This window comes from Fusobacterium ulcerans ATCC 49185, assembly GCF_900683735.1.
In the GTDB taxonomy this organism is placed as follows: domain Bacteria; phylum Fusobacteriota; class Fusobacteriia; order Fusobacteriales; family Fusobacteriaceae; genus Fusobacterium_A; species Fusobacterium_A ulcerans_A.
The window spans coordinates 2,583,122-2,605,387 of sequence record NZ_LR215979.1; the positions used below are offsets into that span (position 1 = coordinate 2,583,122).

Here is a 22,266-nt window from a genome sequence, read left to right on the forward strand (position 1 = left end):
TTGATAATAATCTCATTTTTCAGTCAATGCTATTTTACAGGTACAAATCCTTCATTTTTGATTATTTCTTGTCCTTTTGGAGATACTGCATAATCAACTAAATCTTTAACAACACCTTCTCTGGCATTATCAGCATACCAGAAAACTTCTCTAGCTATTGGATATGATTTATTTAATACATTCTCAGGAGTAGCTGCTATACCATCTACTGTTACAGCTTCTACTGATGAATCCATATATCCCATACCAATATATCCAATGGCATATTTATTTGCTTTTATTTCCTGTTTTATAGCCTCATTAGATGGCATATATAGAGTTTTAGCACCATATTCTTGAGTTCCTTTAGAATTTCCTTCTCTGATTATGTGTTCTTTAAAGAATTCATGTGTTCCTGATGAAGAATCTCTTGATAAAACAACTATTTCTGCATCATCTCCACCTAATTCCTTCCAGTTAGTAATTTCTCCTCTGAATACTTTACCTAGAGTTTTATCATCAATATCTTTTATTGGATTAGATTTATTAGCTATTATTGTAATTCCATCAAATCCAACTACAATTTCATCTACATTTATTCCTTTAGCTTTAGCTTGTTCAATTTCTTTAGCTTTAATATTTCTTGATGCCATTGCTATATCAGTAGTTTTGTTTATCAAGGCTGATATTCCCACTCCTGATCCTCCACCAGTTACTGCTATTCTTGCCCCTTTGTTTTCACTCATAAATTTTTCTGCTATAGCCTGAGAAGCATTTAATATAGTATCAGACCCTTTTACTTGTACAACGCTTGATCTTGCTTCAACCTTTTGTCCTAATCCTATACCTCCCATAACTATTAAAGCTGCTATTAATCCTTTTTTTAAAAAACTTTTTTTCATAATCTTTACCTCCTTAATATATCTTAAATTAAATTTTCTTCATCTTTACAACATCACTATATCTCTCTACTGTTAATCAATTATTAAATTACTGTAAAATTAGCGTAAATTTTTTTTTACACCATTTTTACATTGGATTAATATCCATTTTACATAGTGGCTTTAAGATTATTTTAAATGAACAATGTTAAATACATAAATGTATGTAAATTCTTTATTTATATAGGAGGTATTATGTTTTCCATAAGAAAGGTCAAAGATTCAAGTATGAAACATGCTTTATTTGGTATTGGAGTTTCAAATATTGTAATCATATTCCTTATTTTTCTTTTCATATTTTTAAACGGAATAAAGTTTTTTAAACATTATCCTTTATCAGAGTTTCTCTTTGGTACAAGATGGATATCACTTTCAGAATTTTATGGATTGCTTCCATTACTGGCAGGATCTTTCTGGGTAACACTTGTAGCATTACTGATTTCTATTCCAGTAGGTATCTCTACAGCAGTTTATATATCAGAATATGCCTCTCCTAAAGCAAGAAGTATATTGAAAGTTACCATTGAAACAATGTCAGCAATCCCATCAGTTGTTCTTGGTTTTATAGGCTTATATGTTCTTTCTGGACCTATAAAGAATCTTTTTAATCTAAACAGTGGACTGACAGCTCTAACAGGAGGAATAATGCTGGCATTTATGGCAATTCCCACTATAGTAAGTATTGCAGATGATTCATTAAATGCACTTGATAAATCATATAAAGAAGCATCTCTTGCTCTTGGAGCAAATAAAATTGAAACTATATTTAATATTCTTCTTCCAGCTGCTTTTCCTGGTATATTTGCTGGAATAATGTTAGGATTTGGAAGAATAATTGGGGAAACTCTCACAGTTTTAATGATTACTGGAAATTCTCCAATACTTGCACTTTCTCCACTTTCTCCAGTAAGAACTCTTACAGCTACTATTGCAGCAGAAATGGGAGAAGTAGTTCAAGGAAGTACACATTACTATGCCTTATTTGCAATAGGTATCATCTTATTTCTTATAAGTTTCATTACTAACAGTGTTGCAGATAATTTTATACAAAAATCTAGAAAAATGAATTAATAACAGAGGAGAAAATCATGCTCATAATAAAAAAAAGAGGAGAAAAAATATTTGAAAATGTAATAAAAGCTATTGGAATAATTTCTATACTCCCTGTATTCTTAATCATTGGATACATTGTGTATAAAGGTCTTCCTGCTATTTCATGGGAATTTCTTACTGAAATGCCTAAAAATGGAATGAGAGAAGGTGGAATATTTCCTGCTATTATAGGTACAATCTATTTAACTATTGGTACTATCGTTGTATCTGTTCCCTTTGGAATATTTACTGGAATATATCTGGTAGAGTACGCAAAAGATAATCTTCTCACAAGAATAATAAATCTTACTATTATTAATCTTGCTGGAATACCTAGTATAATATATGGACTTTTCGGAATGGCTCTTTTCGTAATATTTCTAGGACTTGATGTTTCAATTATATCTGGTTCTCTTACCTTGGGAATCATGTGTCTTCCAGTAATTATTACTTCTACTAGAGAATCATTACTGGCTATACCTAATCATTTGAGAGAAGCCTCTCTAGCCCTTGGTGCTACAAAATGGGAAACTATCACTAAAGTAGTTCTTCCTGCTGCACTTCCAGGAATTCTTACTGGAGTTATCTTAAGTATATCAAGAGCTGCTGGTGAAACAGCTCCTATAATGTTTACTGCAGTAGCATTTTATCTTCCATTCCTTCCAGAAACTCCTTGGGATCAGGTAATGGCTCTGCCTTATCACTTATATGTAATATCTACACAAGTTCCTAATATGCCAGCAAGTTATATGAACGGTACTCTTTTTGTTCTTGTGGCAATAACTATCAGCTTTAATTTAATTGGAGCTGTAATCAGACAAAGATTTAATAATAAATAACTTTATGTAATTCATAAAACTAGGAGGAAAAATATAATATGAGTAATGAAGATATCAGAATACTGGTAAAAGATTTCAATTTCTATTATGGCAGTTTTCAGGCTCTGAAAAATATAAATATGGAAATCAAAAGAAATAAAGTAACTGCTCTTATAGGACCATCAGGATGTGGTAAGTCAACTTTTTTAAGATCAATAAACAGAATGAACGACCTTATCACTGGAACAAAATATGAAGGTGAAATACTATTTGATGGAAAAAATATTTTTGATAAAGACTATGATATAGTTGAACTTAGAAAAAAAATTGGAATGGTTTTTCAAAAACCAAATCCTTTCCCTAAAACAATATATGAAAATCTTGTATATGCTCCTAAACTTCATGGAGAAAAGGATAAAGATAAACTTGAAGAAATAGTTGAAAGTTCTTTAAAGTCTGTTGCCTTATGGAACGAGGTAAAGGATAAACTTCATCAGTCATCTCTTGGACTTTCTGGAGGACAGCAGCAGAGGTTATGTATAGCCAGGGCTATATCAGTAAGTCCTGAAATACTTTTGATGGATGAGCCTACATCAGCTCTCGACCCAATTTCAACAGCTAAAATAGAAGAGCTTATTAGACAGCTTGAAAAGCAATACAGCATAATTATTGTTACACACAATATGCAGCAGGCTTCCAGAATATCTGAGTATACAGGATTCTTTTATCAGGGAGTATTAGAAGAATTTGATAATACAGAAATAATATTTACAGCTCCAAATAATAAAAAAACAGAAGATTATATTACAGGAAAATTTGGATAAGATATTTTCTGATTTCAAATTTACATTTTCTTTATCACAAATCCAAACAGGAGGAATAAAATGAAAAATCTGCAAGAAAGTCTTGAAGGACTTAACCAGCATTATTTAGAACTTTTAAAAAATCTCAATAGAGTATTAGATGTGAATATTGAGATGCTGTATAACCAAAAATTAGATTCTGCTCTATATGGTGAATGTGTAGTTGTAGAAGATGTTATAAATGCTTTTGAAGTAAAACTGAAAGAGGACTCTATTATATCAATAGCCAGATTCCAGCCAGCAGCAGGAAATTTAAGACTGCTTATTATGCTTATTAACAGTGCACGTCTTTTAGAGAGAATGGGAGATCTTCTTAAAGCTAATTTTAAGATAATAAAAGATATTGAAAAAACTTCTCCTCAGATATCAAAATACCTGAAAGAAACTCTTTACCCTATGGTATTAAAAATAAAAGCTATCTATGAAACTTATATTTCTGCTTTTATAAACAGTGATGAAAAAGCTCTCTATCTACTTCTTACACAAGATGAAGAGATAGATGAAATGGCTGAAAAAAATATGAAAACTCTTATTGATTTGATGAAAACATCTCCTGACAATGTTGAAGGAGGAACTTATTTAGTTCTTTTAAACAAAAAATATGAAAGATTCTCAGATCATGTTATGCATCTGGCTGTTGACCTAGTATATATTTTAAAAGGAGAAAACCTCAGAAAGCTGGAACTTCTAGAAGAAAAGAAAATAAAAAAATAAAAAATTATTGACAATTATATTTACATATGATATACCTAAAACAATAAGAAATTAAAAAAGGGGGAAGTTCAGAATGTTATTTAACAAACTAAGGATAAGGAACAGGAAAAACAATAAAAATATTGAATACCTTATCTCTTTTGTCTGCTAAACGACATTATGGCTTTTTGATGAATAAATTTTAGATCATATCTTAATTATTTTTGAAGATTTGGGCTTATATTTTTTATATAACCCATGATCATATTTTTAAATCAATGTCAGTGTAGCACTCGAATGTTATACTGACTTTTTATTTTACAAAAAATTATATAAATATAAAATATCAATGGAGGGAAAAATGGAAAACATGACAGTAAAACTTTCAGAACTTTTTTCAAAATATGCAGAGGAATTTAAAGAATTAAATGAGTATCTATACAACAATCCTGAGTTAGGATTACAGGAATTCAAAGCTTGTGCAGCTCATACTGAAATGTTAAAAAAACATGGTTTTACAGTTGAAACAAACTTTGCAGGACTTCCTACTTCTTTTATTGGAAAGTACAGTACTGGAAAACCTGGTCCTAAAGTAGCTATTCTTGCTGAATATGATGCTCTTCCTGGAATAGGACATGGATGTGGACATAATATATTTGGTGTTACAAGCGTAGCAGCTGGTATTCTTACTAAAGAAATCATGGGAGATGTTGCTGGGGAAATAATGGTAATTGGTACTCCTGCTGAGGAAACAAATGGAGCTAAAGTTCATATGGCTTCTTTAGGAGTTTTTGATGATATTGATGTGGCTATGGCTGCTCATCCTACTGGTGAAGCTCATCACAGAAGCGGTACTTCTCAAGCTATGGAAGCTATCCAGTTTACATTCAAAGGTAAAACTGCTCATGCTGCGGGAGCTCCTCATGAAGGTATAAATGCTCTTGATGGTGTATTAATACTTTTCAATTCTATCAATGCTCTTAGACAGCAGACTTTAGAAACTGCCAGAATACATGGAATCATCTCTAATGGAGGAAAAGCAGCTAATATAATACCTGACTTAGCAGTAGCCAACTTCTATGTAAGAGCTAAAACATTAGATTATTTAAAAGGGCTTGTAGAAAGAGTTAAAAATTGTGCTAAGGGAGCTGCTCTTGCCAGTGGAACTACTTTAGAAATAACAAACTATGAAACTAGCTTTGCTGATCTTGTTACTAATGAAAAACTTTCAGCAGCTTATGAAAAAAATCTAAAATCTTTAGGTGTTACTGATATCAGAAGCAAAGAATCAGGAGGTTCTACAGATATGGGAGATGTAAGCCACTGCTGTCCAGCTATACATCCATATTTCCCACTTACAACAGCACATCTAACAGGTCACAGTGTAGAATTTGCAAGTGCATCTATAGCTCCTGAAGCTTATAAGGGAATGAAAGAATCTGCTGTATCAATGGCTCTTACAGCTATGGACATTTTCACTAATGCTGAATTATTAAAAGAAATAAAAGATGAATTTAACAAAAATGTTAAAAAAATGTAGAGAATAACATTTAAACTATAAAACCTTGGGAGGAAAATTTATGAAAAAACTTATTATATTATTTATGATGATTATATCAACACTTTCTTTTGCAGGTAAAAAACTTTATGTTGGAACTAATGCTGAATTTAAGCCTTATGAATATCTTGAAGGAGATAAAATAACTGGATTTGATATTGATTTTATGGATGCCATTGGAAAAGAGATTGGATATGAAGTTCATTGGGTAAACATGGGCTTTGACGGACTGCTTCCTGCCCTTCAAATGAAAAAAGTAGATGCTGTTATCGCTGGGATGTCTCAAACTCCTGAAAGACAAAAAGCTGTTGATTTCTCAATGCCATATATGTTCACAAAATCTGAGCATTATGTTATAGTTAATGAAAACAGTACTATTGTAAAAAAAGAGGAGCTAAAAGATAAAAAAGTCGGAGTTCAGATTGGAACTATTCAGGAAGAATTTACTATTGCATTAGGTGGAATACCTCAAATATATAATGCATGGACTGGAGCTTTGATGGATCTTCAACAAGATAAAATCTCTGCTGTTATCATTGCAGATGTATCTGGAAATGCTTATCTTGAAAATATGAAAGGTCTAAAAAAAGTTGACATTGTTGTAGACAGTCAGCCTGGTGCTTCTATAGCATTTAGAAAAGGAGAAACTGACCTTGTAAAAGCTGTAAATGAAGCTATTTTAAAGTTAAGAGATGATGGGACTTATCTTCAATTATTGGAAAAATACTTTCCTGAAAGAGCTGAAGAATTTAAAGAAGCATTTAAAAAATAGGGGGATAATAAATGAAAAAACTTGTACTTATATTTACACTACTTTTATCAACACTTTCTTTTGCAGCTAAAAAACTTTATGTTGGAACTAACGCTGAGTTCAAACCTTATGAATATCTTGAAGATGGTAAAATGGTTGGATTTGATATTGGGGTAATGGATGAACTTGGAAAAAAATTAGGTTATGAAATAGAATGGGTAAATATGTCTTTTGATGGACTGCTTCCTGCTCTTCAAATGAAAAAAATAGATGCTGTTATTGCTGGGATGTCTCAGACTCCTGAAAGACAAAAAGCTGTGTCTTTCTCTATACCATATATTTTCTTTACTTCTGAACACTATGTTATAGTTAATGAAAACAGTACTTTTAAAACAAAAGAAGATTTACAAGGAAAGACTGCTGGAGTTCAAATGGGAAGTATGCAGGAGCAATTTGCTATAAATAATGGAAGTGTTCCTAAACTATATAATACTTTCACTAATGCTTTAATGGATCTTCAAAATGGAAAGGTTGACTGTGTAATTATTGCAGACAATTCTGGAAAAGAATATCTTAACACTATGGATAGAATTAAAAAAATAGATTCTATTATTGATCCTAAGCCAGGTGCTTCTATCGCTTTTAGAAAATCTGATAAAGAACTTGCAGAAAAATTTAGTGATGCTATAGTTGAATTAAAGACTACTAAGGAGTATTCTGATCTTGTAGAAAAATATTTTCCTGAAAGATTTGAAGATTTTAAAGCGCAAAATTTGACAAAATAGGTTATAATATAATTACTGATACGCCTATTCTAATTTTTGCTATCATATAAAAAATCCCTCAGCCCTAACTGAGGGGTTTTTTATTTATTCTATATCCAATGGAGTTTTTCTGTTAGGAGCAGGAAATTCAGCGTTTAAAAGTTTTATATCCTCTTCATCTAACATTATATCCAGACATTGAATATTTTCTTTCATATGTTTTAACTTTGACGTTTTAGGTATTGATATCATATTTTCCTGACTTAACGTGAAGCAAAGAAGCACCTGAATAGGAGATATTCCATATTTCTCACTTATTTTTGCAACAGATTTTGATCTTAAAAGTTTATCTTTTAGTCTTCCTCCCTGCGCCAGAGGACAATATGCCATTGTTGGAATATTCCTTGAATCGGTAAAAGGCTTTAAAGAATATTCTATTCCTCGAGAACCTAAGTGGTACAATACCTGATTCACCTGGCATTGATCTCCTTTTGCTGCATGAGTTATTTCAAACATATCATCTATATCCATATTTGATACTCCCCAACGCTTAATCTTTCCAGAAGCTTTCAATTCTTCCATACACTCAATAGTTTCATCTAAAGGTACAATTCCTCTCCAATGAAGAAGATACATATCTAAATAGTTAGTTCCCAGTCTTTTAAGAGTATTCTCACATGACTTAAATATTCTGTTTCTCCCTGCATTGCTTGGAAGAACTTTTGATACTATAAACAAAGATTCTCTTTCATATCCTCTTATGGCTTCTCCTATTAAAGATTCACTATTTCCATTTCCATACATTTCTGCTGTATCTATCAGATTTATCCCATTATCAAGTGCATATCTTATACATTCTATTTCTTCATTTCGAGTAGATAGTAAATCTCCCATATACCAAGTTCCTATTCCCATATTTCCTATTACTGTTCCATCTGGCAGCAATATCTTTTTTCTCATATAGTTCCTCCTAAATTATTTTAAAATAATAAAAAGAGAGTGACTTATAAGTAAAATACTCTTTAGTCACTCTTATTTTATTTAATGATCTCCTCTCAAGAAAAATGCTCTCATAGCCTTTTCTCCTGCAAATTCCAATAACTCTTTTACATCACGAATAGCTCTTTCAAGATTCATAGGTTCATTGATTATATCCATTACTAAATCTATTCCATTAGCATAAATATCATCTAGATTTCTAGCAGAACTTCCAACTACTGCTATAACAGGAATATTATATTTTTTAGCAGTCTTAGCAATCCCTACTGGTGCTTTTCCATTGACAGATTGGTTATCGATTCTTCCTTCACCAGTTATTACAAGATCTGCATCTTTTATTAAATTTTCAAGTTCTATAAGTTCCATTATTTTAACAATACCTTCTTTGAACTCTGCTCCACATATACTTAATAGTGCATATCCAAGTCCACCAGCAGCACCACTTCCTGGCTCTTCAGAAAAATTTTTTCCAACAGCATTATCAATAATATTTCCATAATTTTCAAGAATTTTATCAAGAATTTTTACATCTTCAGATGTTGCTCCTTTTTGAGGTCCATATATATATGATGCTCCATTTATTCCACAAAGACTATTGCAGACATCTGACAGAACTGTTATATTTGCCTCTGATATTCTTGGGTCTAAGGATGAAATATCTACTTTAGCTATGTTCTTTAATTCTTCTGGTGTATAGCCTATTCTTTCCCCTTTTATATTATAGAATTTTACTCCTAATGAAGCAAGCATTCCTGCTCCACCATCATTAGTTGCACTTCCTCCTAATCCTATATAGATATCTCTTATTCCCATATCTAATATAGCCTTAAGCATCTCTCCTACTCCATATGTATTTGCTTTATATGGATTTAGATTTTCATGTTTTACCAGATTCAATCCAGAAGATTCAGCCATTTCAAGAACAGCAGTATTTCCTCGTATCACTCCAAACCTTGCTTTAACTTTATCTCCCAAAGGTCCAGGTACTTCTAAAAATTTGTATTCTCCATTGACAGCTTCAATGATGGCTTCTACTGTTCCTTCTCCACCATCAGCAATTGAAACTTTTTTTATAATAATATTATTTCTGCCTAATTTCTTTATACCCTTTTCAATACTTTCTGCAACTTCTCTTGAAGATGCACTTCCCTTAAAAGAATCAACTGCTATAATGACTTTTATCTCTTTCATAAGTTACCTCTTTATTTGACCAGCTTCTGCCATCTTTTCTGCCATAAAATCCACAACAGTTTTATTAGATGGAAGACTTGGTTTTATAGGTTCCCCTACATTCATTTTATTGATATTTGCCATATCTTTTGTAGCTACAGGGAAACTTGCTTTATCCATAGATAGTCTGACAGGATTAAGTTTAAACTGAAGTTCCAATGATTCTTTAAGATCTCCTTCTTTATATTTATTATATATAGATGTAACAAGCTCTGGGAATATATTAGCTGCAGTACATACTCCTCCAACTGCTCCTACTGTAAGTGAAGAAAATAATAAAGTATCTTTTCCTCCAAATATTTTAAATTCTATATCTCTTGTTCTTCTTATAAACTCAAGTAATTGATTAATGTCTCCGCTAGAATCTTTAATTCCAACAATATTTTTTACATTTCTTGCCAGTTTTTCTACTAAATCAGCAGATAATGTATATCCTATTCTAGGATTATTATATATCAAAAGTGGAAGTTCTTCAATAGATTCTGCAACTGTTTTATAATGAAGATAAAGTTCTTCTTCTGTAGGTTTTAAAAACATAGGCTGTAAAAGAGCAACTCCATCTACACCTATTCTTTTTCCCAGTTGAGCCAATTTTACACATTTAGATGTTCTTATAGCTCCTATTCCCATTATTACAGGAACTCTTCCTTTTACTTCTTCAATTATAGTTTTTACTATGAGTTCATAGTCTTCATCATCAAACATATAGAACTCACTATTACTTCCATGAGCCAATATTCCGCTGACTCCTCCATCTATTACAAAATTTACCTGCTTCCTTAATTTTTCTATATCTACATTCTCATTCTCATCCATTGGAGTAAGAATTGGAACATATATCCCTTTTAATAAATTTAAATCCATATTGTATTTCCCCCTAATCCCTATCTAAACAAGGTCTTTTATTATCAAATTTCCAGTCTTTTATTAAATACTGCATAGCCACAGAATCATCTCTTGCTCCTAAATTTTTCTCTACATATAATTTATGGGCCGCCATTATTTTATCCATATCTATTTCAATTCCAAGACCTGGAACATCTTTAGGGACTGTTATTTCTCCACCAACTATTTTATGGGCATTTTTAGTTAAGTCCTGTCCATCCTGCCATATCCAGTGAGTATCTATAGCTGTAATATTTCCTGGAGCTGCTGCTGCAACATGGCTGAACATTGCTAGAGAGATGTCAAAGTGATTGTTTGAGTGAGAACCCCAAGTCAATCCAAATTCATTACACATTTGTGCAACTCTTACTGATCCTTCCATAGTCCAGAAATGAGGATCTGCAAGAGGAATGGAAACACTATTCAGAGCTATTGAATGCTGCATTTGTCTCCAGTCAGTAGCTATCATATTTGTTGCTGTAGGAAGACCTGTTGCCTTTCTGAATTCAGCCATAACTTCCCTTCCAGAGAATCCATTTTCTGCACCACATGGATCTTCAGCATAAGCAAGTATTCCATGCATATCTTTACATAAAGATATTGCTTCCTTTAGAGACCAAGCTCCATTTGGATCAAGTGTTATTCTTGCTTCTGGGAATGCTTCATGAAGAGCTTTTATAGCTTTAATTTCCTCTGCTCCCTTCAGCACTCCTCCTTTTAATTTAAAGTCTTCAAATCCATATCTCTTATGAGCTGCTTTTGCTAACTCAACAACAGCTTCAGGTGTCATTGCTTCTTTTCTTCTAACTTTTCCCCAATCATCTGAATTATCATCATTATCTAAATAAGGAAGATCAGTTTTATCTTTATCTCCTATGTAGAATAGATACCCTAGTACTTTTATTTTTTCTCTTTGTTGCCCTTCTCCCAATAATGCTGCTACTGGTACATTTAAAAATTTTCCTAAAAGATCCAATAGAGGAGCTTCAACTGCTGTCATTACATGAACTGTAGTCCTAAGATCAAATGTTTGATTTCCTCTTCCAGAAGCATCTCTATCTTTAAATGTATCATAAATATTTTTAACTATATTTTTATATTCTCCAATACTTTTTCCTACCACTAATTCTTTAGCATCTTCCAAAGTTTTTCTTATTTTTTCCCCACCTGGAACTTCTCCCACTCCGATAGCTCCATTATCTGCTTTTAAAATAACTATATTTCTTGTGAAATAAGGTCCATGAGCTCCACTTAGATTAAGCAGCATGCTGTCATATCCAGCTACTGGAATTACATTCATTTCTACAATTTTAGGTATCATATGTATTCTCTCCCTTTTATTATTTTTTTTCTCCAACTGTTACATTGTTTATTTTTTCATAGTAATTTAAAATAGCTGAGTGATCTTTTTTCTCTCTTCCATCTATTTTTAAAGCCTGCATCATTTCCATTACTTGAGCTGTCAAAGGTAAAGAAGCATTTATTGAATGAGAAGTATCCAGTGCATTTTGAAGATCTTTTATATGTAATTCAATTCTGAATCCTGGTTCAAAGTTTCTTGATATCATCATAGGAGCTTTTGCATTCATTACAGTACTTCCTGCAAGTCCTCCTTTTATTGCATCAAATACTAATTGAGGGTCTACTCCTGCCTTTTCACAAAGAACAAAAGCTTCACTTAATGCTGCAATATTAAGAGCAACTATCATCTGATTTGCTAATTTTGTAGTATTTCCTGCTCCTACATCTCCTACTCTTACTACTGATCCAGACATAGTTTTCATAAGATCATAGTATTTGTTGAATATTTCTTCCTTTCCTCCAACCATAACAGATATAGTTCCATCTATTGCTTTTGGTTCTCCACCTGAAACTGGTGCATCTAAAAGTTCCACTCCTGTTTCAGCTAATTTTGCTGCTATACTTTGGCTTTCTACTGGATTGATAGAACTCATATCTATAACAGTAGTTCCTGCTTTTAACCCTTCAGCTGCTCCATTTTCATCAAAAAGAACTGCTTTTACATGAGGAGAATTTGGAAGCATTGTTATCAATACATCGCAGTTTGCTCCAACCTCTTTAGCTGACCCAGCTGCTTTTGCTCCTGCTGCTGCCACATCATCCAGAGCTGCTTTATTCATATCAAATGCTACTACTTCATAACCTGCTTTTAATACATTTTTACACATTGGTCTTCCCATGATACCTAATCCAATAAATCCTACTTTCATTTTTTACCTCCATTTTTATATTTTTAATGTTATTCTTTTTTATATTCTCTATAATATATTTTAGAATTATTTCCACTGTTAAACAATGTTATGTATGCTAAATTTCCAGCTTATTAATTGTTATACAAAACATCTGTCTGCTTATTATTTTATAAATATACTTGCTATAAGAACTACTGCCAATGCTGCTCCTGATCCAACAAATGAAATCATCGTTTTAGCCCAGAATTGATCTTTAATATCTTCCAAACCATACAACCCATTGAATACCCAGAATCCACTGTCATTAAAATAACTAAATGCTACTCCTCCAGCACATGTAGACATTGCTGCAAGTACAGGACTGATTCCCAATTGTGCTAACAATGGAGCTGTTAAAGTGGCTGCTGTAGTTAGTGCTACTGTTGCTGACCCTAACGCTATTCTCATCAAAGCTGCAATTATAAATGGAATCAGTAGCCCAGGTATACCTATGTATATTACTGCATTTCCTAATGCATTTCCTATTCCTGATTCTCTTACTACAAATCCTAAAGATCCTCCAGCTCCAGTTATAAGCATTATCATTCCTGTAGATTGAATAGCTTCTGCCATAGCATCATGGACTTCTTTTTTAGACATTTTAGCTCCAAGACCATAAATAGAAATTAATGTTCCTATTATTAAAGCAGTTATTGGACTTCCAAATAATTCAACTGCTGTCATATAACTTCCTTTTAATCCTGCAAATTTAGTTATTGTATTTATAAAAATCAGTATTAATGGAACTACAACTGGTGCAAAAGATAATCCTACTGATGGTAGATTTTTAGCTTTATGAAGTTCTTCAATATTTTCTATCGATTTTAAATATTCTTTCTTAAAATCCATTCTTGTAAATTCATTTTCCCCACAAGCTGGATCATCTGATGGTACTTGATATATCTTAGTTCCCAACCATTTACAGTAAAGCATAGAAACTACATATACTGGAATTGTACAAAGTATTCCTGCCATTATCATGACTCCAACATCTATTCCTAAAATACCTGCTACTGTTAGAGGTCCTGGTGTAGGTGGAACAAATACATGTGTCAGTTGTAATCCAGTTGCAAGTGCCAATCCTAATCCAACCACTGATTTTCCACTAAGTTTTGATAATGCTTTTGCTATTGGAGTTAAAATAACTAAAGCTGAATCTGAGAATACTGGTATAGATACTATATAACCTGTAAGACCTAATGCCCACTCCTCTTTATTTTTTCCAATCATCTTGATTACAGTAAATGCCATCTGCTCTGCTGCTCCTGATTTTTCAAGGATAATTCCCATCATAACCCCAAGTCCAATAATTATTCCTGTACTTCCCAATGTATTTCCAAAACCTGTAGTTATACTTTTCATAACTACTGTAACTTCCATTCCTCCAATTAATCCTGTTACAATAGTTGCTATTATTAGTGCTATAAATGTATGTACTTTTGTTTTTAGTGATAGTGCTATCAATATACCTATTCCTATTGCTAGTCCAACAAGCATTTGTGTACTGCTTACTGCTTCCATCAACCTTCCTCCTTACAGTTTGTTTTATTTTTGATTGATATAATGATACCATTTCTTTTTTTAATATTCTATGTTACAGAAAACATTATTTTAATATTTTTTTCATTATTTTTTGTTCTTTGTAATAAAAATAATTTCTAATTATTCTCTTTTAATGATATAATTGAATATAAAATATGATTTATGAAAGGAGAAGAGAAATGAATATATCAGTAAGTCTGGCAACTAATATTTTAAATAAAATGAAAGAAATAATACATCAGGATTTGAATTATATAGACAAGAGCGGTATTATTATTGCTAGTACAGACCCAAACAGAACTGGTACTTTTCATGCTGCTGCTCTAAAATGTATAAAAGAAAAAGCTCCTATTATTATCAGCAGTGATGATGAATTTCAAGGAAGCAGAAAAGGAATAAATATGCCTATTTATTTTAACAATGCTATCATAGGAGTTATTGGGATAACTGGAGATAAAAATGAGGTTGAAAAATATGGTGAAATTATAAGAATGATGACAGAAATTCTTATAAAAGAAGCTTGGATAAAAGATTCAGATATAAGAACAAAGGAAATTAATAGAACTTTTATTGAGCGTATTGTTTTAGGGTATGACTATGATTTTTTTCCTACAGCAGATTTTACATTTCCATATGTTGTAATAGTTGGAAAACTTAATAAAAATAATAGTTTCTTAATGAATGATAAAATATATGATATTTTAAAAAATTCTCTTTCATACAACAAAAACAATGTTTATACTATATCAAGAAATGAAATTATCATTTTATATCATTTTCATAAAGATGAAGATATATCTAAAACAATATTCCAGCTTCAAGAAAAACTTTTGGAAAAAACAAAGCTGGATTTTAGATTTGGAATAGGAACAAAAGCTCTTGAATACAATGCTTTAAAAGATTCATATAAAGCTGCAAAAGAAATTTTAAATTTTATGATAAAATTTTCTTTAAAAAAACCAGTATCTGAATATGAAAAAATGGACCTTGAATTCATATTTTTAAATTTAAAAAAGTCAGATATTGATAATTTTACAAGTAAGATTCTAAAAAATTTCACTCCAAAAGAGATAGATGAATTTTCTATTCTAATGAATTCTTATGAAGAAAATAATGGAAGCATACTTCACACTTCTGAAGATCTTTTTATGCATAAAAATACTCTTCAATATAAATTGAATAAAATAAAGCAGTTAAGTGGATATGATCCAAGACAGCTTAGAGATTTTATTGTTTTAAGTTTGGCCTTTAAACTTCAAAGAACTATTTAATTTTATTTTTCCAATAGTCTTCTGCTAGTTTTATAAAGTTTTTTGCTGCCTTACTTAGATATGCTCCCTTTCTGTAAACAGTACATAGCTCCCATGAAGGAGATTCTGGAAGAGAGAAATAAACTATCCTGTCATTTATTTCTGCATATGTTTCAGAAATAAATGTACATGCTAAATGACTTGAAGCCATTTGATACAGAGTCCTGCTGCTCTTTGTTTCAAATAATATATTTGGAACAAATCCAGCCTTTTCAAAAAGTGGGTCTATTATTTCTCTCATTGTTGTATTTTTAGACAGCAAAACAAAAGTATCGTTTTTAAATAATTTTAGATCTATTCTCTGAATATTTTTTCCTCTAATCGATTTAGCCAATGGATGAATAGATGGAACAGCCATTATTATATTTTCTTCAAGGATAGGAATGTATGTATTATTTCCTGTCCTTTGTTCTTCTGACAAAGTCATAAATCCAATATCCAACTGCCCATTCTCTATCATTTTCTCCTGCATTTTTACATTCATCTCTACAGGTTCTACAGATATATTTGGGAACATCTCGTAAAATCTAGGATATACAGAAGCAAACATTGATATTCCTCTTTCAGGAGTAAGTCCTATTCTCAAATTTCCTTTATGTTTTTCCAATAAATCATTTATTTGATTGTAAGTTTCTTTTTTTATATTTAATATCTTTTCAGCATTTTGAATATATATTTCTCCTATTTCAGTAAGTTTCCAATTAGTTCGAGAGCGATAAAACAACTGACTCCCAATCTCTTTTTCTAACTTTAAAAGCTGCTGATTTAATGCTGATTGAGTAATATACATTTTCTCCGCTGCCTTTGTTATATTTCGTTCCTCAGCTATTTTTACTATATATTCCAATTGTTTTAGTTCCATCTTTCCTCCACTACTCTTAAAAAAATTAAGAGAAATCTAATTATAATGAATTTGACTTATTTGTAATTATTTTATACACTAAAATCAATAAGAATACAAGTAATAATTAAAAAAGGAGTTGTTTTCATGGGTAAAAATTTATACATTAAAGTCAATGAAAAAGATAATGTAGCAATTGCAGTTGATAAAATATCAGCTGGTACGGAAATCATGAATGGAATATTTACAGCAGAAGAAATTCCACAAGGACATAAAATAGCCCTATGTGATATTCCAAAAGATTCTCCTGTTATCCGTTATGGTGTAGAATTGGGATATGCCATCATCAATATAAAAAAAGGAGCTTGGATTAATGAACATATGCTGAAACTTCCTATCCCTCCAGCTTTAAATGAAATGAAGTTTGGAACAAATATTGTAACTTCTCTTCCTAAAGCTCCTATAAGAACTTTTGAAGGATATCGTAATCCTAATGGAGGATATGCTGGTACTAGAAATATTTTAGGAATAAGTACAACTGTTCAATGTGTCACTGGAGTATTAAATGTTGCTGTAAAAAAAATTAAAGATGAACTTTTACCAAAATATCCTAATGTAGATGATGTAATCCCTATCAACCATGCTTATGGCTGTGGAGTTGCTATTAATGCTCCTGAGGCTGTTATCCCTATCCGTGCACTGCGTAACCTTGCTAAACATCCAAACTTTGGTGGTGAACTTATGGTTATAGCTCTAGGATGTGAAAAATTAACAGTTGAAATGCTGATTGATGAAGCTGATATTTCTCCTGAAAATGTAATCACACTTCAAGAAATTAAAGGTTTTAATGCAATGATAGATGCTATTATGAATATGGCAGATAAAAAGTTGGCTCATTTAAATGCAAGAAAAAGAGAAACTCTTCCTTTGTCTGAGCTCCTTGTTGGAATGCAGTGTGGTGGAAGTGACGCCTTTTCTGGAGTAACTGCTAACCCAAGTGCTGGATATGCTGCCGACATGTTAGTTGAAGGTGGAGCTACTGTTATGTTTTCAGAGGTAACAGAAGTCCGTGATGGAGTACATATGATTGCAGAACGTTGTATCAATGAAGATGTAATGAAAAAATTAGCTTCTGAAATGAAATGGTATGATAGTTATCTTGAAAATGGACAAGTGGACAGAAGTGCCAACCCTACTCCTGGAAATAAGAAGGGAGGGCTTTCAAATATAGTTGAAAAAGCTATGGGTTCTATTGCAAAGTCTGGTAGCTCTCCAATAGTTGAAGTATTATCTCCTGCTGAAACTCCTACTAAAAAAGGATTGATATATGCTGCCACTCCTGCAAGTGATATTGTATGCGGACCTTGTCAGCTGGCTTCTGGAATTGGACTTCAGGTATTTATGACAGGAAGAGGTACTCCATATGGACTGGCTCTTGCACCTGTTATCAAAGTGTGTTCAAGAAATGATATGAAAGATATGTGGAGTGATCTGATAGATGTAAGTGCAGGACCTATTGCTGCTGGAGATGTCACTATTAAAGATATAGGTACAGATATTTTTAATATGATAATTGATGTTGCAAGTGGTAGAAAACAACCTTGGGCTGAGAAATACAAACTTCATAATGACTTCTGTATTTTCAATCCAGCACCAATCACATAATTTTATATGATAACAAAAAAGAAGTTGATTTATTAAATTGAAATACAGTCTTTGAAATTTTCCAGTAGAAATATTTATTATTAATTTTGCTCATAAAACTAAAAATGGTGAACTCGTTTCACTCAGACAGCACCATTTTTTAAGTTTTACTTGCTTCATCAATTACATAAATTCTTCTAATTTCCAAATTTCAAAAACTTATTTACTTTTAATCAACTTCTTTTTATTTTAATTATTTATTTCTATTTCCAATATAATCAGCTAACTCTAAAAGAATATTGCTTTTTTCTACACCAAACTTTTCTGCAACAATTATCTTAGCCTCAGCTATTGTTTCTTTTAAAAGAGCTTTGCTTTCTGCCATTCCTATCAATGCAGGATATGTTGATTTTCCAAGCTCAATATCGCTGCCTACTGGCTTTCCAAGAGTAGAGAAATCTCCTTCAATATCAAGAATATCATCTTTTATTTGAAATGCAAGCCCTATAAGATCAGCAAATTTTATAAGAACTTCTCTTTCTTCCTCATCTGCATCTCCTATTATGCAAGCTAATTCTACAGGAAGTTTAATTAATTTCCCTGTTTTATTAGAGTGCATATACTTAAGAGTCTCTAAATCTATTTTTTTACCTTCACTTGCTATATCTACTATCTGTCCACCAATCATACCATTTATACCTGCATAGCTTGATGTCAATCTAACTATTTCAACTATTTTTTCAGCTGGAAGATGTTTATTTTTTTCTGTAAGTATATAAAAGGCATGTGTTAAAAGAGCATCTCCTATTAATATTCCCTCTGCCTCTCCAAATTTCTTATGAGTAGTAAGTTTTCCTCTTCTGTAGTCATCATTATCAAGAGCTGGAAGGTCATCATGTACCAATGAATATGAATGTATCATTTCAATAGCAGCAGCTGAAGCTGTTCCCATTCCTTTTTCACATTCAAGTATATCCAGTATCATAAAAAGTAAGATAGGTCTTAATCTTTTTCCACCATTTAAAACTGCATATTTCATTCCTTCAGCTATAACTTCTGGATAGTTAAGCTCTCCTAGATATGTGTCCATACTTGATTCTATTAATTTTTTATTACTGTCTAAATAATTCTTAAAAAACATCTTAGACCTCCTCAGTTAGAATATTACCACTATCTTCTGTTACTTTTAAAATCTTTCCTTCTGCTTTATTTAATAAATCTGAGGATTTTTTTAAAAGCTTCATAGCATTTTCATATTCTTTTATAGACTCAGTCAGTGTAAGTTCTCCATTTTCCAGCTTTTCTATTATTTCATCTACTTCCAAAAGATTATCTTCAAAACTTCCACTTCTCTTTACCATCTTATCACCCCAGAAATTTTATAATTAAAACTATCTTGTATAAAAAGTTATACATTTTTTACCATATTTTCTTTCATCTGCTTTTTTGAACTCTCCAATTTCATCTTCCAGTTCTTCAAAAACATGATGTTCACTGATAATAAGTCCACCATCTGCAAGTATCCTATTTTTTTCTATTGCTTTTATTACTCTAGTACATATTTCTTCTTTGTAAGGAGGATCCATGAATATTATATCAAATTTTTCCCCTTTTCTCCCTAAGATTTCAATAGCTCTCAAAGCATCATTTTTATATGCTCTGCATCTATCTTCATATCCCAAAGTATTAACATTTTCTATTATATATTTTAAAGCTTCGGTGTCCTTCTCTATCATTACTGCTCTTTTTGCCCCTCTGCTCAAAGCCTCAAGAGATATGCTCCCACTTCCACTGAAAAGATCTAAAAATACACTGTCAGGTACATATGGCGCTATGATAGAAAAAAGAGATTCTTTCATGCTTCCTAAAGTAGGTCTTGTATCTGTTCCTTTCCTGCTCTTTATTCTCTTGTTTTTTGCATCTCCTGCAATTATTTTCATCTATATCAACTCCTAATAGATAAACATAGCATCTCCAAAACTAAAGAAATGATATTCCTCTTTTACAGCTATATCATATACTTTCAGCATAAATTCTCTTGATGAAAGTGCTGAAACAAGCATAAGAAGCGTCGACTTAGGAAGATGGAAATTAGTAATAAGTGCATCTATCACTTTAAATTCAAAACCAGGATAAATGAATATTTCTGTACTTCCTTTCAGTGCCTTTACTAATCCATTTTCATCTACAGCAGATTCCAAAGCTCTTGTACTGGTAGTTCCTACTGAGATTATTCTTTTCCCATTTTTCTTTCCTTCATTGATTATGTCAGCTGCTTCCTGAGGTATTTCATATACTTCTTCATGCATCTTATGTTCCAATACATTTTCAGTTTGTACAGGTCTGAATGTTCCTAACCCTACCTCTAAAAATATATCTACTATCTTTATCCCTTTTTTTTCTATTTTTTCTAAAAGCTCTTTTGTAAAATGAAGTCCAGCAGTAGGTGCTGCAACAGATTCTCCTTTGATAGCATAAACAGTCTGATATCTGTCTTTCTCTTTCAAAGCTTCCACAATATATGGAGGAAGAGGCATTTTTCCCAATCTATCCAAAACTTCTTCAAAAGCTCCCTCATATGTAAATTTTATAATTCTGTTTCCATCATCTTTTATTTCTAAAAGCTCTCCTATCAGCTCATTTCCATGACCAATAAAAAGCTTCTGTCCTACTTTTAACTTTTTAGCTGGCTTTAAAAGACATTCCCAAGTATCAAGATCTATTCTTTTAATAAGAAGTATCTCCAATACCCCTCCTGTTTCTTTATTTCCAAAAAGTCTTGCTGGGATAACTTTTGTAGAATTTCTTACTAATATATCCCCTTCATTCAGATAATCTATTATATCATAAAATCTTTTATGTTCTATACTCTCATTTTTTCTATTTACCAGCATAAGTCTTGCATGATCTCTAGGTTCTCTAGGCTGCTGACCAATCAATTTCTCTGGCAGATGATAATCATAATCACTTAATAATGTAGACACTATTTGTCACCACTCTTCTTTCCAATCACTACTCTATCTATTCCTCCATAGTCTTTCACTATAGAAAGAATATCAAATCCATTTTCTTCCATTAATTCCTTAACAACTTCAGCTTGATTGTATCCAACTTCAAAAGCTAAAAATCCACCCTTATTCAAATAGTCAGAAGCCTCTTTTGAGATTTTAGAATAAAAATAATATCCATTTCCATTATCTGTGAGAGCTGATGAAGGTTCATAATTCAGCACTTCTGGCATTAATTCATTATATTCTTCCAAAGGTATATAAGGAGGATTTGAAACTATAAGATCAAATTTCATATCTTTAAAAGATGAAAATACATCTGATTTTACAAATTTCACATTCTCAGCTTTATTCAATTCTCCATTTGCTTTAGCTACTTCTAAAGCCCCCTCACTTATATCAGCTCCAGTTATATCACTATGGACACATTCTTTTCCAAGGGATATTGCTATTGCTCCACTTCCAGTACCTATGTCAAGAACCTTAGGGGCTTCTAGCTCATTTAAAATAAACTTACATTGTTCCACTAATATTTCTGTATCACTTCTAGGTATCAAAACTCTTTCATCTACTTTAAATGGATATCCATAAAACTCCCATTCTCCCAAAAGATATTGAAGAGGTTTTCTGTTTTTACCTCTAAGTTTTAAATACTCTCTTATTTTCTCTTTGTTTTCTTCTTCTATTTTTTTGTTAAAATTTAAAGTTAATGTCAGCCTGTTTACCCCTAATATATGAGCAAATATATATTCTGCATCCAGCTTTGGGCTAGCTACCCCATATTTTTTTAGATATTCTGCTGATTTATTAAGAAGCTCTAAATTTTCATCTCTGTAACTTACAGTTTCAACTTTGATATCTTTACTTTTTAAAAGTTCATCAAATCCTATTCTTTTTCTAGCCATTTCTTTAAGATATGTTTTTACTTTTTCTTTCTGCTCAGAAGAAAGCTCCATATCAAAATAAGCATACAGTGTTATCCTATCCAGCTTTAAAACATTAGATATAACCTTTTCACTTTCCAGACGCGGTTTTGAAAAAGAGTATTTTTGCAAATACTCTTTTGAAAAATTCAATATCTCAAGTAAATTCATAA

22 protein-coding genes are annotated in these 22,266 nt (G+C 31.7%); 9 read left to right on the plus strand and 13 right to left on the minus strand.

Going from position 1 to position 22,266, the window contains the following annotated elements; translation table 11 throughout:
• Nucleotides 1–29 precede the first annotated feature (29 nt).
• Complete coding sequence (locus E0E45_RS11480; protein WP_130891299.1) at nt 30–881, minus strand: PstS family phosphate ABC transporter substrate-binding protein; 852 nt, start codon at nt 879–881, stop codon at nt 30–32.
• Between the two features lie 234 nt (nt 882–1,115).
• Here E0E45_RS11480 and pstC point away from each other — a divergent pair, with 234 nt between their 5' ends.
• The 7 genes from pstC to E0E45_RS11515 all read left to right on the plus strand — a co-directional run bounded on the left by pstC (nt 1,116) and on the right by E0E45_RS11515 (nt 7,480).
• Complete coding sequence (gene pstC, locus E0E45_RS11485; protein WP_130891300.1) at nt 1,116–1,991, plus strand: phosphate ABC transporter permease subunit PstC; 876 nt, start codon at nt 1,116–1,118, stop codon at nt 1,989–1,991.
• A 17-nt stretch (nt 1,992–2,008) separates the two neighbouring features.
• Nucleotides 2,009–2,851, plus strand: a complete 843-nt coding sequence (pstA, locus tag E0E45_RS11490; RefSeq protein WP_130891301.1) for a phosphate ABC transporter permease PstA — start codon at nt 2,009–2,011, stop codon at nt 2,849–2,851.
• Nucleotides 2,852–2,889: 38 nt separating this feature from the next.
• On the plus strand, nt 2,890–3,654 hold the full coding sequence (pstB, locus tag E0E45_RS11495; RefSeq protein WP_130891302.1) for a phosphate ABC transporter ATP-binding protein PstB: 765 nt from the start codon (nt 2,890–2,892) through the stop codon (nt 3,652–3,654).
• A 60-nt stretch (nt 3,655–3,714) separates the two neighbouring features.
• On the plus strand, nt 3,715–4,407 hold the full coding sequence (locus tag E0E45_RS11500) for a phosphate signaling complex PhoU family protein (protein ID WP_130891303.1): 693 nt from the start codon (nt 3,715–3,717) through the stop codon (nt 4,405–4,407).
• 340 nt (nt 4,408–4,747) lie between these two features.
• Complete coding sequence (locus E0E45_RS11505; RefSeq protein WP_130891304.1) at nt 4,748–5,926, plus strand: M20 family metallopeptidase; 1,179 nt, start codon at nt 4,748–4,750, stop codon at nt 5,924–5,926.
• A gap of 40 nt (nt 5,927–5,966) precedes the next feature.
• Nucleotides 5,967–6,716 (plus strand): transporter substrate-binding domain-containing protein, encoded by a 750-nt coding sequence (locus E0E45_RS11510; protein ID WP_130891305.1) that lies wholly within the window; start codon nt 5,967–5,969, stop codon nt 6,714–6,716.
• Between the two features lie 11 nt (nt 6,717–6,727).
• Nucleotides 6,728–7,480, plus strand: a complete 753-nt coding sequence (locus E0E45_RS11515; protein ID WP_130891306.1) for a basic amino acid ABC transporter substrate-binding protein — start codon at nt 6,728–6,730, stop codon at nt 7,478–7,480.
• An 84-nt stretch (nt 7,481–7,564) separates the two neighbouring features.
• Here the strand turns inward: E0E45_RS11515 and E0E45_RS11520 are convergent, their stop codons facing one another.
• The 6 genes from E0E45_RS11520 to E0E45_RS11545 form a co-directional block, all read right to left on the minus strand.
• Nucleotides 7,565–8,419, minus strand: coding sequence for an aldo/keto reductase (locus E0E45_RS11520; protein ID WP_130891307.1), 855 nt, complete (start codon nt 8,417–8,419; stop codon nt 7,565–7,567).
• 81 nt (nt 8,420–8,500) lie between these two features.
• On the minus strand, nt 8,501–9,649 hold the full coding sequence (locus E0E45_RS11525) for a glycerate kinase (protein ID WP_130891308.1): 1,149 nt from the start codon (nt 9,647–9,649) through the stop codon (nt 8,501–8,503).
• 3 nt (nt 9,650–9,652) lie between these two features.
• Nucleotides 9,653–10,552, minus strand: coding sequence for a dihydrodipicolinate synthase family protein (locus tag E0E45_RS11530; RefSeq protein WP_130891309.1), 900 nt, complete (start codon nt 10,550–10,552; stop codon nt 9,653–9,655).
• Between the two features lie 13 nt (nt 10,553–10,565).
• Nucleotides 10,566–11,894 (minus strand): enolase C-terminal domain-like protein, encoded by a 1,329-nt coding sequence (locus E0E45_RS11535; RefSeq protein ID WP_130891310.1) that lies wholly within the window; start codon nt 11,892–11,894, stop codon nt 10,566–10,568.
• 19 nt (nt 11,895–11,913) lie between these two features.
• Nucleotides 11,914–12,804: a 2-hydroxy-3-oxopropionate reductase gene (gene garR, locus E0E45_RS11540; protein WP_130891311.1), complete on the minus strand. Its 891-nt coding sequence runs from the start codon at nt 12,802–12,804 to the stop codon at nt 11,914–11,916.
• A gap of 144 nt (nt 12,805–12,948) precedes the next feature.
• Nucleotides 12,949–14,346 carry a GntP family permease gene (locus E0E45_RS11545; protein WP_096401773.1) on the minus strand — a complete coding sequence of 466 codons (1,398 nt, stop codon included), beginning with the start codon at nt 14,344–14,346 and terminating at the stop codon, nt 12,949–12,951.
• 200 nt (nt 14,347–14,546) lie between these two features.
• Between E0E45_RS11545 and E0E45_RS11550 the strand changes: the two genes are divergently transcribed.
• Complete coding sequence (locus tag E0E45_RS11550) at nt 14,547–15,638, plus strand: CdaR family transcriptional regulator (protein WP_130891312.1); 1,092 nt, start codon at nt 14,547–14,549, stop codon at nt 15,636–15,638.
• Here the strand turns inward: E0E45_RS11550 and E0E45_RS11555 are convergent.
• Nucleotides 15,631–16,539 carry a LysR family transcriptional regulator gene (locus tag E0E45_RS11555; protein WP_130891313.1) on the minus strand — a complete coding sequence of 303 codons (909 nt, stop codon included), beginning with the start codon at nt 16,537–16,539 and terminating at the stop codon, nt 15,631–15,633. The two genes, E0E45_RS11550 and E0E45_RS11555, sit on opposite strands and share 8 nt — an antisense overlap.
• A gap of 126 nt (nt 16,540–16,665) precedes the next feature.
• Here E0E45_RS11555 and garD point away from each other — a divergent pair, with 126 nt between their 5' ends.
• Nucleotides 16,666–18,183: a galactarate dehydratase gene (gene garD / locus E0E45_RS11560; protein ID WP_130891314.1), complete on the plus strand. Its 1,518-nt coding sequence runs from the start codon at nt 16,666–16,668 to the stop codon at nt 18,181–18,183.
• A 232-nt stretch (nt 18,184–18,415) separates the two neighbouring features.
• Here the strand turns inward: garD and E0E45_RS11565 are convergent, their stop codons facing one another.
• Genes E0E45_RS11565 through prmC form a run of 5 tightly spaced genes read right to left on the minus strand, consistent with a single transcriptional unit; the run spans nt 18,416 to nt 22,264 of the window.
• The gene (locus E0E45_RS11565; RefSeq protein ID WP_130891315.1) at nt 18,416–19,303 is read right to left on the minus strand and encodes a polyprenyl synthetase family protein; all 888 of its coding nucleotides are present in this window, start codon (nt 19,301–19,303) and stop codon (nt 18,416–18,418) included.
• A 1-nt stretch (nt 19,304) separates the two neighbouring features.
• The gene (gene xseB / locus E0E45_RS11570) at nt 19,305–19,523 is read right to left on the minus strand and encodes an exodeoxyribonuclease VII small subunit (protein WP_005980805.1); all 219 of its coding nucleotides are present in this window, start codon (nt 19,521–19,523) and stop codon (nt 19,305–19,307) included.
• Nucleotides 19,524–19,553: 30 nt separating this feature from the next.
• On the minus strand, nt 19,554–20,102 hold the full coding sequence (rsmD, locus tag E0E45_RS11575) for a 16S rRNA (guanine(966)-N(2))-methyltransferase RsmD (RefSeq protein ID WP_130891316.1): 549 nt from the start codon (nt 20,100–20,102) through the stop codon (nt 19,554–19,556).
• Nucleotides 20,103–20,114: 12 nt separating this feature from the next.
• Nucleotides 20,115–21,146 carry a tRNA preQ1(34) S-adenosylmethionine ribosyltransferase-isomerase QueA gene (gene queA / locus E0E45_RS11580; RefSeq protein WP_130891317.1) on the minus strand — a complete coding sequence of 344 codons (1,032 nt, stop codon included), beginning with the start codon at nt 21,144–21,146 and terminating at the stop codon, nt 20,115–20,117.
• Complete coding sequence (gene prmC, locus E0E45_RS11585; RefSeq protein ID WP_130891318.1) at nt 21,146–22,264, minus strand: peptide chain release factor N(5)-glutamine methyltransferase; 1,119 nt, start codon at nt 22,262–22,264, stop codon at nt 21,146–21,148. Before prmC ends, queA begins: the two co-directional genes overlap by 1 nt.
• Nucleotides 22,265–22,266: the final 2 nt, after the last annotated feature.